The organism is Deferrivibrio sp. (assembly GCF_055117995.1).
Window position 1 is genome coordinate 13,608 of sequence record NZ_JBSQOT010000028.1, and the last position, 14,118, is coordinate 27,725.

Annotated in this window: 15 protein-coding genes; 10 read left to right on the plus strand and 5 right to left on the minus strand. The window is 36.4% G+C overall.

From position 1 onward, the window contains the following. Window positions 1-21: 21 nt before the first annotated feature. The 4 genes from ACTCAF_RS08075 to lpxC all read left to right on the plus strand — a co-directional run bounded on the left by ACTCAF_RS08075 (window position 22) and on the right by lpxC (window position 3,247). A complete protein-coding gene (locus tag ACTCAF_RS08075) occupies window positions 22-453 on the plus strand; it encodes a regulatory protein RecX (protein ID WP_463062780.1) in 432 nt (143 codons plus the stop codon). After that, on the plus strand, window positions 434-877 hold the full coding sequence (gene rplI / locus ACTCAF_RS08080) for a 50S ribosomal protein L9 (RefSeq protein ID WP_463062781.1): 444 nt from the start codon (window positions 434-436) through the stop codon (window positions 875-877). Before ACTCAF_RS08075 ends, rplI begins: the two co-directional genes overlap by 20 nt. After that, window positions 867-2,210: a replicative DNA helicase gene (gene dnaB / locus ACTCAF_RS08085; protein ID WP_463062782.1), complete on the plus strand. Its 1,344-nt coding sequence runs from the start codon at window positions 867-869 to the stop codon at window positions 2,208-2,210. The genes rplI and dnaB overlap by 11 nt, the downstream gene beginning before the upstream one ends. A 122-nt stretch (window positions 2,211-2,332) precedes the next feature. Beyond that, entirely contained in the window at window positions 2,333-3,247 is a 915-nt protein-coding gene (gene lpxC / locus ACTCAF_RS08090; protein ID WP_463062783.1) for a UDP-3-O-acyl-N-acetylglucosamine deacetylase, read from the plus strand. A 19-nt stretch (window positions 3,248-3,266) separates the two neighbouring features. On the opposite strand, the gene ACTCAF_RS08095 is transcribed toward lpxC, so the two are convergent. From ACTCAF_RS08095 to ACTCAF_RS08110, 4 genes are read right to left on the minus strand one after another with little or no spacing between them, the layout of a single operon-like run. Continuing rightward, window positions 3,267-4,217: a 2-hydroxyacid dehydrogenase gene (locus tag ACTCAF_RS08095; protein ID WP_463062784.1), complete on the minus strand. Its 951-nt coding sequence runs from the start codon at window positions 4,215-4,217 to the stop codon at window positions 3,267-3,269. Further along, on the minus strand, window positions 4,214-4,717 hold the full coding sequence (gene def / locus ACTCAF_RS08100) for a peptide deformylase (protein WP_463062785.1): 504 nt from the start codon (window positions 4,715-4,717) through the stop codon (window positions 4,214-4,216). Before def ends, ACTCAF_RS08095 begins: the two co-directional genes overlap by 4 nt. 1 nt (window position 4,718) lies before the next feature. Then, entirely contained in the window at window positions 4,719-5,258 is a 540-nt protein-coding gene (locus tag ACTCAF_RS08105; RefSeq protein WP_463062786.1) for a glycine cleavage system transcriptional repressor, read from the minus strand. After that, window positions 5,255-6,496: an HD-GYP domain-containing protein gene (locus tag ACTCAF_RS08110; protein WP_463062787.1), complete on the minus strand. Its 1,242-nt coding sequence runs from the start codon at window positions 6,494-6,496 to the stop codon at window positions 5,255-5,257. The genes ACTCAF_RS08105 and ACTCAF_RS08110 overlap by 4 nt, the downstream gene beginning before the upstream one ends. Window positions 6,497-6,585: 89 nt before the next feature. Here ACTCAF_RS08110 and ACTCAF_RS08115 point away from each other — a divergent pair, with 89 nt between their 5' ends. The 3 genes from ACTCAF_RS08115 to ACTCAF_RS08125 are packed head-to-tail and all read left to right on the plus strand — an operon-like array spanning window position 6,586 to window position 11,073. Continuing rightward, on the plus strand, window positions 6,586-8,982 hold the full coding sequence (locus ACTCAF_RS08115; protein ID WP_463062788.1) for an ATP-dependent Clp protease ATP-binding subunit: 2,397 nt from the start codon (window positions 6,586-6,588) through the stop codon (window positions 8,980-8,982). Then, complete coding sequence (locus ACTCAF_RS08120; protein WP_463062789.1) at window positions 8,969-10,282, plus strand: 2-dehydropantoate 2-reductase; 1,314 nt, start codon at window positions 8,969-8,971, stop codon at window positions 10,280-10,282. The genes ACTCAF_RS08115 and ACTCAF_RS08120 overlap by 14 nt, the downstream gene beginning before the upstream one ends. Window positions 10,283-10,284: 2 nt before the next feature. After that, on the plus strand, window positions 10,285-11,073 hold the full coding sequence (locus ACTCAF_RS08125; protein WP_463062790.1) for an SDR family oxidoreductase: 789 nt from the start codon (window positions 10,285-10,287) through the stop codon (window positions 11,071-11,073). Window position 11,074: 1 nt separating this feature from the next. Here ACTCAF_RS08125 and ACTCAF_RS08130 read toward each other — a convergent pair whose 3' ends face one another. Continuing rightward, window positions 11,075-11,242, minus strand: coding sequence for a hypothetical protein (locus tag ACTCAF_RS08130; protein ID WP_463062791.1), 168 nt, complete (start codon window positions 11,240-11,242; stop codon window positions 11,075-11,077). Between the two features lie 100 nt (window positions 11,243-11,342). Between ACTCAF_RS08130 and ACTCAF_RS08135 the strand changes: the two genes are divergently transcribed. The 3 genes from ACTCAF_RS08135 to ACTCAF_RS08145 are packed head-to-tail and all read left to right on the plus strand — an operon-like array spanning window position 11,343 to window position 13,846. Continuing rightward, the gene (locus ACTCAF_RS08135; RefSeq protein ID WP_463062792.1) at window positions 11,343-11,885 is read left to right on the plus strand and encodes a flavodoxin family protein; all 543 of its coding nucleotides are present in this window, start codon (window positions 11,343-11,345) and stop codon (window positions 11,883-11,885) included. Window position 11,886: 1 nt separating this feature from the next. Then, on the plus strand, window positions 11,887-12,882 hold the full coding sequence (gene mtnA / locus ACTCAF_RS08140; protein WP_463062793.1) for an S-methyl-5-thioribose-1-phosphate isomerase: 996 nt from the start codon (window positions 11,887-11,889) through the stop codon (window positions 12,880-12,882). Continuing rightward, window positions 12,872-13,846 (plus strand): class II fructose-bisphosphate aldolase, encoded by a 975-nt coding sequence (locus ACTCAF_RS08145; RefSeq protein WP_463062794.1) that lies wholly within the window; start codon window positions 12,872-12,874, stop codon window positions 13,844-13,846. The genes mtnA and ACTCAF_RS08145 overlap by 11 nt, the downstream gene beginning before the upstream one ends. Window positions 13,847-14,118: the final 272 nt, after the last annotated feature.

Below are 14,118 nucleotides of genomic sequence, written 5' to 3' on the forward strand. Positions count from 1 at the left end.
TACCTTTATAAGCTAATTTCTTTGAAGGATTATTCTGAGAAGGAGTTGAGGGAAAAAGTTAAAAATAAGTTTAGGCCTGAAATGGAAATTTTGGAAGAAGTTATTGAAGAGTTTAAAGAAAAAGGCTTTATAGATGATTTAAGGCTTGCGAGAAATATAATTTCCTATAAGACTGACATGTTGTATGGTCCCGCAAAAATCTATGAAATATTGTATATTAAAGGGCTAACTGATTTTAAAGAAATGGTATACGAATATTTTGATAATCATATTGAACAGATTGAAGAGTCTTTGAAAGAAAAGATAAGTAAAAGATATTATGTGTTATCAGGAAAAAAAGATTTGAAAGTTTATGAAAAACTACTAAGATATCTGATTGCTAGAGGGTATGACTATGGTTTTTCAAAAAAAATTGTATCGGAGGTAATGAGAAATGAAAGTGATTTTTCTTAAGGATGTTAAAAATGTGGCCAAAGCCAATGAAATAAAAGAGGTGAAGGAGGGGTATGCACGCAATTATCTGTTTAAGAATAATCTTGCTGTTGAGGCTACAAAGGAAAATCTTGATAAATTGAACAAAAAACTGGAAAAGATAGCAGCAACGGAAGAGCAAAGGTTATTAAATGCTAAAAAATTGGCTGAACAACTTAAAACTGTTGAAGTAAAGATGAAGAAGAAAGCCGGTGAAAAAGGGAGACTGTTTGGTGCAATTACATCTTCAGATTTAGCAGATGAAGTGAACAAATTTGGTATTCAGCTTGATAAAAAATTGATAGATATGAAGAATCCTATAAAAGAGGTTGGGGTTCATATTGTTGATGTAAATATTTACAAAGGGATCAAAGGACAGTTGAAGGTAGTAGTTGATGCAGAATAGTATAAAAGACCCCAAAATGCCTCCTCATGATTTGGAAGCAGAGCGTGCAGTAATTGCTTCGGTGCTTCTTGAGGACAAGTCTCTTGATAAAGTGGTACACTTATTGAATAGTGACGATTTTTATCATCCTGCACACAGGGTGATTTATTCAACTCTTGTGCGGCTCAGTGAAGAAAATAAGCCTATTGATATAGTAACTTTGACATCAAGACTTAATGATACGGACTTGTTGCAAAAGGCTGGTGGAATTGAATATGTGTCTGCTCTTGTGGATATAATACCAAATGCTGCAAATATTGTATATTACGCAAATATTGTTAAAGATAAGGCACTGCTTAGAAATCTTATTGCTGCTACATCAGAAATTTCTGAAAAGTGTTTTTCTCACTATGGAGAAGTGTCTGAAATACTTGATGAAGCGGAAAAAAATATTTTCAGGATTGCCGAGTATAAATTAAAAAGCGAAGTAAGAAACATTGGCAGTATAATAAAAGATACGTTTGAGATTTTGGAATCATTGTATAACCGAAAAGATAAAATCACCGGTACGCCTACAGGCTTTGTTGACCTTGACAAAATGACCAATGGATTGCAAAAATCAGACCTTATAATTGTCGCCGGAAGGCCAGGGATGGGTAAAACGGCTTTTGCGTTAAATATTGCGCTTAATGCAGCGAGCAAGTATAAAAAATCAGTTGCAGTTTTTTCACTTGAAATGTCTTCCGGACAGCTTGTACAAAGGCTTCTGTCTTCCGAGGCAAGAATAGAATCCTCAAAGCTTAGAAGTGGAAGGTTTAACATGGAAGAGTGGACAAAACTTGCTTCTGTTGCCGGGCAATTGAATGAGCTAAACATTTATATAGATGATACTCCGGCAATATCTTCAATGGAGATAAGGGCAAAATGCAGAAGAATTAAAAGAGATGTGGGTCTTGACCTTATTATAGTCGACTATTTGCAACTTATGTCTGGTTCAAGGGCAGATAGCAGAGAGCAGCAAATTTCAGAGATTTCAAGGTCGTTGAAGGCACTTGCCAAAGAGCTTGACGTCCCTGTGATAGCACTTTCCCAGCTAAACAGGTCTGTTGAAAGCAGAACAGACAAGAGACCTGTTCCTTCAGATTTAAGGGAGTCTGGTGCCATCGAGCAGGATGCTGACCTGATAATATTTTTGTACAGGGACGAATTTTACAATAAAGAAACAAAATACCCTGGTATTGCAGAGGTCATTGTTGCCAAGCATAGAAACGGACCTACCGGTACGATACCTCTTGCGTTTATAAAAGAGTTTACAAAATTTGAGAATGCGGAAGTCAGGCTTGTTGATGTATAAAAAAATATACACATTTACTGATGGTGTAGTATAAATTCCACAAAAATTGTCAAAAAGTTCTAAAAAGTGAGTGGCATATTTTTTGCTTAATTAGACTTCAGTGAATATACATTGAGGTAAAAATGAAACAGACAACTATAAAAAAAGATATTTTATTTGAAGGTGTAGGGCTTCATACCGGAAGTAATATAAAGGTAAAGATATCTCCTGCTTTTCCCGATACAGGCATAAGATTTATGCGAGTTGATGTCAAAAACAGCGAATCTGTTGCCGTTTCGCCATACAGTGTAATAACTACCCAGCTTGCCACGGGTATAAAATGTGGTGATTTTCCTATAAGCACAATCGAACATTTGATGTCAGCGCTTTACGGTCTTGGTGTGGACAATGCACTGATTGAAGTAGATGGCCCTGAAATTCCAATTCTTGATGGAAGCTCAAAGCCTATTGTTGAAATGATTCTTGATGCAGGTATAAAGGAGTTGGGAAAAAATAAAAAATTTTTAAAAGTTAACAGAAGGATACGAGTTGATTTGCAAGATAAATGGATTGAGATTATCCCTTCGAGATTTTTTAAAATAACTTTTGGGATAGATTTTAATCATCCGTTGCTCTCTGTACAGAAGAAGTTTGTTAATGTTACTGCTGAAAGTTATGTAAATGATATTGCAAGAGCCAGAACATTTGGTTTTAAAAATGAGGTTGAGAGTCTCTGGAAGATGGGGCTTGCAAAAGGTGGATCTCTTGAAAATGCAGTTGTAATTGGTGAAGAAGGCGTACTTAATCCTGAAGGGTTAAGGTTTGAAGATGAGTTTGTTAGACATAAAATCCTTGATCTGGTTGGTGATATATCTTTGATAGGTTACCCTATATTGGGCCATATACGTGCTTATCGTTCGGGTCACCAGCTAAACAACCAGTTTGCTAGGGCTTTAATAGAATCAACAGATTGTTATTCTTTGGTTGAAATGGGTGAAGAACATTCAGATACAGAAAAAGAGTTGGTGTTAGAACCACAGGGTGTTGTCTGGTCATAGATTTATGACCAGACATTTTTTAGTTTACAGAATAAATCGGTTTATTTTTGTTTATCAGGACGTCAATTACACTGTCACAGCATAGTTTTGCCATTGCTTTTCTTGTTTCCTCTGAGGCACTTCCAATATGGGGAAGCATGACAACATTATTAAGCTCAAACAATCCTTCATAAATTTTTGGCTCAAACTCAAAGACATCAAGCCCTGCCCCTCGAATAATTTTTTCCTTAAGGGCAAAGTAAAGGTCGTTTTCTTTAACTATGGGTCCTCTCCCGATATTTACCAAAATGGCAGTTTTTTTCATCAATTTAAATTCGTTAATTGTGAATTTATGTTTGGTAGATTCATTTAAAGGGGCAGCAATTATTATAAAGTCAGACTCTTTCAGTAATTTTTCAAAATCAGTGTACTCTGCACCGGTAAGAAGCTCGGCCTGAAAATTTTTATGTCTTGTGTGGTAGAGTATTTTTACGTCAAACCCTTTTAAAATTCTCCCTATTGTCTGGCCAATTTTACCAAAACCAAAGATGCCAACGGTTTTTTTGTATAAATCAGTCCCAAGAAGTAGTTCCGGCTTCCAGCCAACAAATTTTCCCTCTTCAACAAATTTATGCCCCTCAACAATGCGTCTTGAGACTGAGAGCAAAAGTGCCACAGCAAGCTCTGCAGTGGTTTCGGTGAGGACATCCGGTGTATTGCAGACAACTATTCCTTTTTGTCCGGCATAAGTGACGTCTATATTATTATAGCCAACAGCATAATTTGCAATAACCTTTAATTTTTGTCCGGCATCAATTATGGACTTGTCAATCCTGTCAGACAGCATACATATGAGCCCGTCAGCATCAGAAATTTTCACTTTAAGCTCATCCATGGTTAAATCTCTGTCCGTTTTGTTATAGTCAAGAGTAAATCCTTGAAGGTATTTTTCAATTTCAAAAGGGAGTTTTTGGGTTATAACGATTTTCATTTGTACTTTTTCCTCCTGAACAAGTCTGTTCTTTTTGAAATAATTCTGTCAATAAAAAGCACGCCATCAAGATGATCAATTTCGTGCTGTATCAGCACTGCCTCAAACTCTTCAGCCTCTATAGCCCTGGTGTTGAGGTTTTCATCCTGAAACTGCACCAAAATTTTTCTCGCCCTGTTTACATTTCCTGTGTAGTCCGGAAGGCTCATACACCCTTCCCTGAACTGAAGCATCCCTTCCCATTTTAATATTTCAGGATTTATCATTATCATTTTACCATGATGGTTTGTACATTTTTTATTTTTGGATGCATCAATGGCAATTATTCTGTATAGTTTGCCAATTTGTGGGGCAGCTATCCCTACTGAGTGGGAAGTGCTATCCATTGTATCCATCAAGTCGGTAATTGTTTCTTTAACATCGGCCGTGATTTCTGAAACCTCTTCAGATATTTTCTTCAAAATCGGATTTGGGTATGTTAATACTTCTCTAATTGCCATGTTAAAACTCGTATGTCTCTATTTGTCTGACATTTATGTCAGTGCCGAGTTCATCAGAAATTGATTTTAATGAGAGTATCCAGGACTCATCAAGGTTTGATGGTACGTTTACTTCCATAACCATTATATAAAGAGGCTTGTCTTTTTTTCCGGCTACTTTTGTCTGCAGGTCAATAATGTTGATTTTTTTATCACTAAGAAACTTTGCAACCTTGTAAACAATACCGGGCTTGTCGGAGCCATAGACTGATACAATATATGTTTTTTCATATTTTTTGATTGGCTCCATATTTTCTATAAGCTTGATGCTGATAGAAAGATCAAGTTTTTTGCAAGAATTGGAGAACATGGAAGATATCTCATCTTCAGTAAATATTTTTTGATGACTGACAATAAGTATCATGGAGAAAAAACCACGAAGTAAAGTGGAACTCGAATCTTCAATGTTAAAACCATTTTCCAGTAATACTTTTGTAACCTCTGCAACAATTCCGGGTTTGTCAATGCTTACAAAGGTCAAGGCATAATAGTTTTTTTTCATCTCAACACTCCCATAGCTTTTTTGGAAAAATTTTCAATATATTCATTAGGATTTATATTGTAAGGTTTTGGGTCTATTGGTGAAACAATTGTTTTATAATATATTTGGGTTACCAGATTGTATTTTGAAAGATCAAATATAAAAGGTTCAATTTTCTTTTTTTCTGAGTCACTAATAATAAGCACTAACGGTCTGGTTGGGTCGTTTTTGTTAATTTCGTATACTATTGCAAGCTCACCTGAATTAAGAAGGACAAGCGTCCCGGTAGGATAAATCCCCATAATATCAACAAAAAATTTGACCAGAACTTTATTGAAATGTTTTCCTGACCAGCTGAACATAAGTTTTATAGCGTCATGTGCAGGCATCCCCTTATGATAAACCCTGTCACTTGTCATGGCATCGTATACGTCAACAATAGAGGTTATTTTGCCAGGCTTTGAGATATTTTTTTCTTCAAGCCTACCTGGATATCCGCTCCCATCTGCCCTTTCATGATGCTCTAATATACACTTTTTGGAACTTTCTGGCAATAATTTATCATTTTTAAGTAGCTCAAATCCCAGTAATGGATGTTGTTTCATTATTTCAAACTCTTCGTCAGTAAATTTTCCGGGTTTATTTAAAATGTGCTCAGGTACTTTCATTTTACCAATATCATGGAAAAGCGCTCCAATTCCAAGAATTCTTAGCTCGTCGGTGTTCATTCCGAGTCTTTTTCCAAGTGAAATTGAAAGAACACTTACATTGAGAGAGTGGGTAAAAGTGTAGTCATCAAAGTCCTTTAATCTTGATAGACTTGCAACAAGAGTTGGTTTTTTAAAACAGGAATCTACGAAGCTTTCTACAATATCCATACCGGCACTTGTGTTAACGGTATTTCCTATACGGGCATCTTCCAACAAAGCTTTGGTTCTTTTTTTTGCTTCAGAATGCATCTCCTGTAATTGTACAACCTCTTCTACTGTAGGATAATAGTTGACTGAAAATTCCATGTCTTCAGGATGTGAAACAATAAATTCTGAAAATTTTGCTTCAAAGCTTGAAGTGATAGGTTTAAATTGTACTCCCCTTTTATTTGACTTTACATATACCTCTTTTACACCATAATTTTTTAGCAGTTTGACTTTTTCTTCAAAAGTGGAATTTTGAGGCAAAAATGCTATTTTTATCCAGGGCTTGTCTGTCTTGATAATTTTCATCTCAGGAGTAAGTTCATTAATCAGAATTTTTTCCATTATTTATTGCCCCTTTTGTTACTTTACTTGACAACTAACGACTTTAATCTATTATAATTTAGTAATAATAAAAAATAAAGGAAGATTTTATGTTTGAACTTTTTACAGACAGAGCAAGAAGGGTTATTCTCTACTCAAGAGAGGAAGCTGAACGGCTTTTACACCCTTATATTGATACTGAGCATATCCTTATAGGGATATTGAAAGAAAAAAGCAGTGTGATAATGGAAATTTTTTCTCGAAAGGGGATAAATGTCGATACTCTCATAAATGATATTCAAAATCTTAGCGATGAAAACAATAATCTTACTATAAAAGGTAGTTTGCCATTTAGCCCCTTGGCAAAGAATTCTCTTGAATATGCTATGGAGGAATGCAGAATATCAAACAGCAAATTTATAAATCCAGAGCATATTCTACTTGGATTGTTAAAAGAGAAAAGAGGCAAAGCATCGGTTATCTTGAGAAAAGTAGGCTTTGACCTTATAAGTTTACGGGATGAAATCAGGATACTCTCAAGAACTTTTTCAAAAAGCAGCGTGATAGCAACTCCTAATCTGGATGAATATGGCAGGGATCTTACGCAGCTTGCAAGGGAGGAAAAGATTGACCCTGTGATTGGCAGGGAAAATGAAATTAACAGGATGATTCAGGTACTTTGCAGAAGAATAAAAAACAATACAATTTTGATTGGTGAGCCAGGTGTCGGAAAAACGGCAATTGTTGAGGGGCTTGCACTCAGGATGGCTGGTGATGATGTCCCCGAATATTTGAGAGGCAAACGTCTTGTATCCCTTGACCTTGGAAATCTTGTGGCAGGGACGAAATACAGGGGACAGTTTGAGGAGAGGGTTAAGAATTTATTAAAAGAGATAGAAAATGCAGGCAATGTAATAGTTTTTATTGATGAAATCCATATGATTATAGGGGCTGGTGCGGCAGAAGGCTCAATTGACGCTTCCAATATGCTAAAGCCTGCACTGTCAAGAGGTGCTTTCCAGTGTATAGGTGCAACTACTTTGAGTGAATACAGGAAGTATTTTGAAAAAGATGGAGCGCTGCAGAGAAGGTTTCAGACAATATTGGTAGATCCTCCCACAAGTGAAGAAACGATTGAAATTTTAAAGGGTATCAGAAAGCACTACGAAGATTTTCACAAAGTGTTTATTCCTGACAGAGTTATTGAAGAGTCTGTGTACATGGCTGACAGGTATGTAACGGACAGGTTTCAGCCGGATAAAAGCATAGATATTATTGATGAGTCATCGGCAAGACTTAAGATAAAGTACAATCAAATCCCATCGGAGATTATTGCTTTGAAGAATGATATTGAACAGATAAAGAAATCCAAAAGAAGAAGTTCATATTCAGATGATATTGGTGTTTCTGTTATTGACGATGAAGTGGAGAGACTGGATAACCTCTATAGATTGAAATTGGAAGAGTGGAGTGAACAGGTAAAGACCTCCTGGCCTACCCTTTCTGTTGACGATATAGCTGAAGTGGTATCGATGATGACAGGTATCCCGGTAAAGAAACTCACAGAAGATGATATGCAGAAGGTAAGCAATATTGATATTGAGCTTACAAAATTTGTCCTTGGACAAACGGAAGCTGTTGAAAGGGTTTCAAAGGCCATAAAAAGGAGCTATGCCGGTCTTAACAGTGAGTACAGGCCAATTGCGTCTTTCATATTTCTTGGGCCAACTGGTGTAGGCAAAACAGAGCTTGCCAAAAGACTTGCAGAAAAGCTTTTTGGTTCCCAGGATGCTCTTGTCAGAATCGATATGAGTGAATATATGGAAAAATTTAATGTTTCAAGACTTATTGGCGCCCCTCCGGGTTATGTCGGTTATGAAGAGGGGGGGAAACTTACAGAGCTTGTTAGAAGAAAACCGTATTCTGTAGTACTGTTTGATGAGATAGAAAAAGCCCACCCTGATGTGATGAACATTTTGCTGCAAATTCTTGATGATGGTTTTATTAATGATAGTCTTGGCCACAAAGTAAATTTCAAGAATACAATAATTATAATGACATCAAATCTGGGCACAAAAACGACAATTACAAATAAACAACTTGGCTTCGAAAATTCTCCCGATAATCTTATAAGCTATAATAAATTTAGTTCAAACGCTTTAAAAGAATTAAAAGATAATTTTCCACCTGAGTTTATTAACAGAGTGGATGACGTGGTAATATTCAGGCCACTAAGCAAGGAGATATTGTTTGATATAATTGACAATTTGGTAGCCGAGTTGAACGATAGACTTTCAAGGCATGAAAAGAAGATTGAAATTACTGAACCGGTAAAAGAATTTATACTTTCATCTGATTACAATTATAATTATGGGGCAAGACCTCTTAGAAGGCTTGTACAAAAATACATAGAGGAGCCGCTAAGTGAAGCCCTCATAGGTGGAAAATACCAGAAAAGAAAAAAACTTAAATGCAGTGTTAGAGGGGGTAAAATTGTCTTTGTCTAAAAAAATTGCTGTTTTTGGTGCAGGTGCTGTAGGAAGTTTCTATGGTTCACTTTTGCGGCAGGCAGGAAACGATGTCACCCTTATAACTAGAGGTGAGCATTTAAATAAGATTGTTGAACAAAATGGTGTTTATATAAAAAGTTTCAGTTTGGGTGATTTTTTTGTTGAAATAGATGCAAGAGATAAGCTTGACGATAAATTTGATATTATAATTGTTTCTACAAAGTCAAAAGATACGCCACTGGCCTGTTTGACTGCGAAAGATTTTCTGAAGGCGGGTGGTTTTGTGGTAAGTATGCAAAATGGAGTAGATAATTATAAGATAATAGCTGAAACATTTGGTAAAGACAGTACGGTAGTTTGCAGTGTTTATGCAGGGTTGACTGTTGAACCTTACGGGACAGTGGTTCATTCGGCAGCAGGTAAGCTTGCAGTAGGTGGGCTTTCGGACAAATCAAAAGAAAAGGCTTTGCAGTTTGTAGAGCTTTTCAAAGATTCACAAATAGAGTGCAAATATGAAGAAAATATAGAAGAAATCGCCTGGAAAAAACTTCTTTGGAACGTAGCATTTAATCCTCTTTCAGCACTGCTGGAAACTACCTGTGGAAGGCTAACAAAAAACCCTGATTCACTTTATCTTATGAGGAAGATGATAGATGAGTGTGTTCAGGCAGCTAAAGTTGATGGTGTTAATATAGATGAACATTATAAGGAAAATGTACCATTTATGATACAGGGGCTTGAAGACTATAAGACGAGTATGTTGCAGGATATTGAAAAGCTCAGGAATCCCGAAATCGGCGGGATTTTGATGCCAGTGATAAACAGGCTAAATGGCATGGCCTATTATTGTGATGCTGTGTATAAAGCATTAAGTTTTAAATATGGAGGAAAATTCATATATACACCAAGACTTACGGTAGATGTGATTGTCATAAACTCTGTCAGGCAGGTGTTGCTTATAGAAAGAAAGAACAAACCTTACGGTTGGGCAATTCCGGGAGGCTTTGTAGATTATGGCGAAACAGTTGAAAAGGCAGCGGTAAGAGAGCTTCTGGAAGAAACAGGCATAAGCGTGAGAGAAAATGATCTGAATTTTTTAGGAGTTTATTCTGATCCAAAAAGAGATCCGAGAGGGCATACTGTAAGTGTTGTGTATTATGCGTTTTCAGATGATAATCCGGTTGCAGCTGATGATGCAAAAAATGCATCTTTTTTCAGTTTTGAAAAGCTTCCCTCTGAAATTGCCTTTGACCATAGGGTTATACTTGAAGATTTGTACAAGCAAATTGGAGGTTAGTTATGGATATCGGGGTTAAAAATAAAAATTATTTTATAGCAGCTTCATCCAAAGGGATTGGATTTGGGATAGCAAAGGCTTTATCTGAAGATGGTGCAAATTTGTTGATTGGTGCCAGAAATATTGAGGAGCTTGAAAAGGCTGCCAATAAACTTTCCCGTTTTGGCGGTAACGTGATTTACGAAATTCTTGATGCTTCAGACTATAATTCTATAAAAAAATGGATTTCTTTCGGTATAAATAAATTTGGTACAGTTGATGGTCTTGTGGTCAATGCTGGTGGTCCCAGGGCAGGATATTTTTTCGACTTTGATGATGGCGAATGGGAGAAGGCATTTAATTTGACATTGATGAGTGCTGTAAGGATGATAAGGGAAGTTTTACCTTACATGATAGAGAAGAAAAAGGGTTCAATTGTTGCTGTTACTTCTACCTCTGTGAAGGAGCCAATAGATGTGCTGCTTTTGTCGAATGTGATGAGGTCTGGTGTAACAAGCTTAATAAAGAGCCTGGCGATAGAGTTTGGAAAATACAATATAAGGTTCAATAACCTTGTCCCGGGGCGAATTGATACGGATAGGGTGAGAAGCCTTGACAACTTAAATGCTGATAAAAAAGGAATTTCAATTGAAGAGCAGATGAAGGCTGAATGTTCACAGATACCTCTTGGCAGATACGGTCAGATTGAGGAGATAGGAAAAGCAGGCGCATTTTTATTAAGTGAAGCTTCAAGCTATATTAGTGGTGTAACACTTTTAGTCGATGGTGCAAAAACTAAAACAGTCTGGTAAATTATTTTTTTGACTGTTTTATTGCAAAAATTATAAAACCTATTACCGCTGCTACAACTATTCCTATAACCACTATTTTGCCAGCAGTCATCCCTTTCCCAAAATGCTGCTGAGCACCAGCGATTCTATCCATTGGTGAAGTAGCCATAAAATTAATAATCTTATCCACTTGCAACCCCCTTTATGTAAAAAGTATCACAAAATTATGGACTGACAAATACAAATATTATATAATATCCTTAAATTTTTAATTTGGGGGTAAATGAGGTATGAATATCTTGCTTATAAACGGGAGTCCAAGGAAAAATGGTAACTCAAGTTTCATTCTTGACAAACTGAAAGAAAAGTACTCTGGTGAAAACGTCAAAGAACTTATATTAAATGATTTATTGTATAAGGGTTGCCAAGGGTGTCTAAGTTGCAGAAAAAATAATTCATATTGTGTGGTTAAAGATGATTTGCAGGATATTTTACCAAAAATGATTGAAAATGACTTTATAGTGATTATTTCTCCAAATTATTACGGCTTTATAACAGGTCAAATAAAAACATTCCTTGACAGGTGGTATTGTCTTAAAGATTCAAATAAAATGTCAAAATTTAATGATACAAAGGTTTTTTTCATAGTAGTTCAGGGTGCGTCAAATAGAGATCACTCAGAAAATATTCTTGACTGGTCAAAGAAAGTATTGGAGTCCTTTAACTTGAAATACTATGGCTACACAATTCCAGGATGTAGCCATGAAAATCATGACATGGTGCAGATGAAATACCCTGAGCTCAGCATGCATATTAATATGTTTGTAGGTTAACATGCTTGAGCCGATAGTTTGGAATAGGAACACACTTCTTATGATTGATCAGAGAAAGTTGCCCCATAAAAGGGAATATTATGCCTGCAAGACACTTGAGGATGTGTGTTATGCAATAAAGAATATGGTTGTAAGGGGTGCTCCTGCAATTGGTGTTGCTGCTGCGTTTGGATTTGTGCTTGGCATAAGGGAAAATTTAGAAGTAGACCATATTTCCGGAAAATTGATTTCAACAAGGCCCACTGCAGTTAATCTTTCATGGGCAGTTTGCAGGATGAAAGAGTTTTATCGCTTAGGCTTGGATGTAGAACAAAAAGCACTTGAAATTTATAACAATGATATCGCTATAAATAAAAAAATTGGAGAAAATGGCTCTGAGGTTATATTGGATAATTTTAATATTCTTACCCACTGCAATGCTGGCGCACTTGCAACAGCAGGTTATGGGACTGCTGTTGGTGTTATAAGAGCTGCCTTTGAAAGAGGGAAGAATATTCATGTTTATGTAGATGAAACAAGACCTTTTTTGCAGGGGGCAAGACTGACGGCATTTGAGCTTAATGAGCTTGGGATAAAAAATACGTTAATTTGTGACAATATGGCTGGTTACCTGATGAAAAGTAAAAAGATTGATCTAATTGTTGTAGGTGCTGACAGGATAGCAAGAAACGGTGACGTTGCAAACAAGATAGGAACATATAGCCTTGCGGTGCTTGCCAAATATCATAAAGTGCCATTTTATGTCGCCGCACCTTTTTCTACTTTTGATCCTGACACAGAATGCGGTAATGATATAGCAATAGAAGAAAGAAGTGATACGGAGATAAAAGAGATTGGAGGAGTTAAAATTGCTTGCGAAAATCAGAAATGTTACAATCCCGCTTTTGATGTTACGCCGTCTGAACTTGTAACAGGAATAATTACCGAAAAAGGAATTTTTAAGGCATCAAAACTTTATAAATTTTACAATAAATTAGGAGGAAAAGATGGGTGTTAGTTACAAAGAACTTGGTCTTGTCAATACCAGGGAAATGTTTAAAAAGGCAATGGAAGGAAAGTATGCAATACCTGCATACAATTTTAATAATCTTGAGCAGCTTCAAGCGATTATTCAGGCATGTGTTGAAACAAAATCACCTGTCATACTTCAGGTTTCAAAAGGAGCAAGGGAATATGCAAATGCTACTATGCTGAGATATATGGCTCTTGGTGCAACAAAGCTTGCAGAAGAACTTGGCTACAATATTCCAATAGCTCTCCACCTTGACCATGGAGACTCGTTTGAGATTTGCAAATCTTGTGTGGACTCTGGTTTTTCTTCCGTTATGATTGATGGTTCGCACCTACCTTTTGAGGAGAATATTGAATTAACAAAAAGAGTAGTTGAATATGCTCATAAATTTGATGTAACTGTTGAGGGTGAACTCGGAGTTTTGGCGGGTATTGAGGATGAAGTTGTGGCGGAAAAATCTCACTATACCGATCCTGATCAAGTTGAAGAGTTCGTATCGAAAACGAAAGTAGATTCTCTTGCAATTTCAATAGGGACATCACACGGTGCGTACAAGTTTAAGGTAAAACCAGGGGAGTCTGTGCCTCCATTAAGATTTGATATTTTGGAAGAGATAGAAAGAAGACTGCCAGGTTTTCCAATAGTTCTCCATGGGGCATCTTCTGTTATGCAAGAGTATGTTGATATGATAAATAAGTATGGTGGCAATCTTGAAGGTGCTGTTGGGGTTCCTGAGGAACAACTTAGAAGAGCTGCCGAAAGTGCAGTGTGTAAAATAAACATAGACAGCGATGGGAGATTAGCTTTTACAGCTAAAATTAGGGAGTTTTTGTGGAACAATCCAAAAGAATTTGACCCGAGAAAATATTTAAAACCTGCAAGAAACGCGTTGGTAGAAATGTACAAACATAAAAATATAAACGTGCTGGGTAGTGCCAACAAAGCTTAAAAAAACATATGTGCCACGTATTTGCGTGGCACAGTCCAATTTGATAAATTTCTTGAAAAATTTTCTATAAGTCCTATATTAATTATTCCCAACGGTATTGGTTTGGGTTAAGATTTGACAGTAAGATGTAACTATATGTCAAATAAGGGTAAAAAAATTTTTCAATTTTTTTAAAAAAAGTTATTGACAATGTGGAATGATTTATATATAAAGACCATCCGCTGCTTGAGAGGGTGGTTGGATTTGAAGGTTGAAAGAGGAATAGGTCAGTT

Bases quoted from the DNA above. Each gene is read 5' to 3' on its own strand.
- rplI (WP_463062781.1), top strand. From the start codon at position 434: ATGAAAGTGATTTTTCTTAAGGATGTTAAAAATGTGGCCAAAGCCAAT.
- dnaB (WP_463062782.1), top strand. From the start codon at position 867: ATGCAGAATAGTATAAAAGACCCCAAAATGCCTCCTCATGATTTGGAA.
- lpxC (WP_463062783.1), top strand. From the start codon at position 2,333: ATGAAACAGACAACTATAAAAAAAGATATTTTATTTGAAGGTGTAGGG.
- ACTCAF_RS08095 (WP_463062784.1), bottom strand. From the start codon at position 4,217: ATGAAAATCGTTATAACCCAAAAACTCCCTTTTGAAATTGAAAAATAC.
- def (WP_463062785.1), bottom strand. From the start codon at position 4,717: ATGGCAATTAGAGAAGTATTAACATACCCAAATCCGATTTTGAAGAAA.
- ACTCAF_RS08105 (WP_463062786.1), bottom strand. From the start codon at position 5,258: ATGAAAAAAAACTATTATGCCTTGACCTTTGTAAGCATTGACAAACCC.
- ACTCAF_RS08110 (WP_463062787.1), bottom strand. From the start codon at position 6,496: ATGGAAAAAATTCTGATTAATGAACTTACTCCTGAGATGAAAATTATC.
- ACTCAF_RS08115 (WP_463062788.1), top strand. From the start codon at position 6,586: ATGTTTGAACTTTTTACAGACAGAGCAAGAAGGGTTATTCTCTACTCA.
- ACTCAF_RS08125 (WP_463062790.1), top strand. From the start codon at position 10,285: ATGGATATCGGGGTTAAAAATAAAAATTATTTTATAGCAGCTTCATCC.
- ACTCAF_RS08135 (WP_463062792.1), top strand. From the start codon at position 11,343: ATGAATATCTTGCTTATAAACGGGAGTCCAAGGAAAAATGGTAACTCA.
- mtnA (WP_463062793.1), top strand. From the start codon at position 11,887: ATGCTTGAGCCGATAGTTTGGAATAGGAACACACTTCTTATGATTGAT.
- ACTCAF_RS08145 (WP_463062794.1), top strand. From the start codon at position 12,872: ATGGGTGTTAGTTACAAAGAACTTGGTCTTGTCAATACCAGGGAAATG.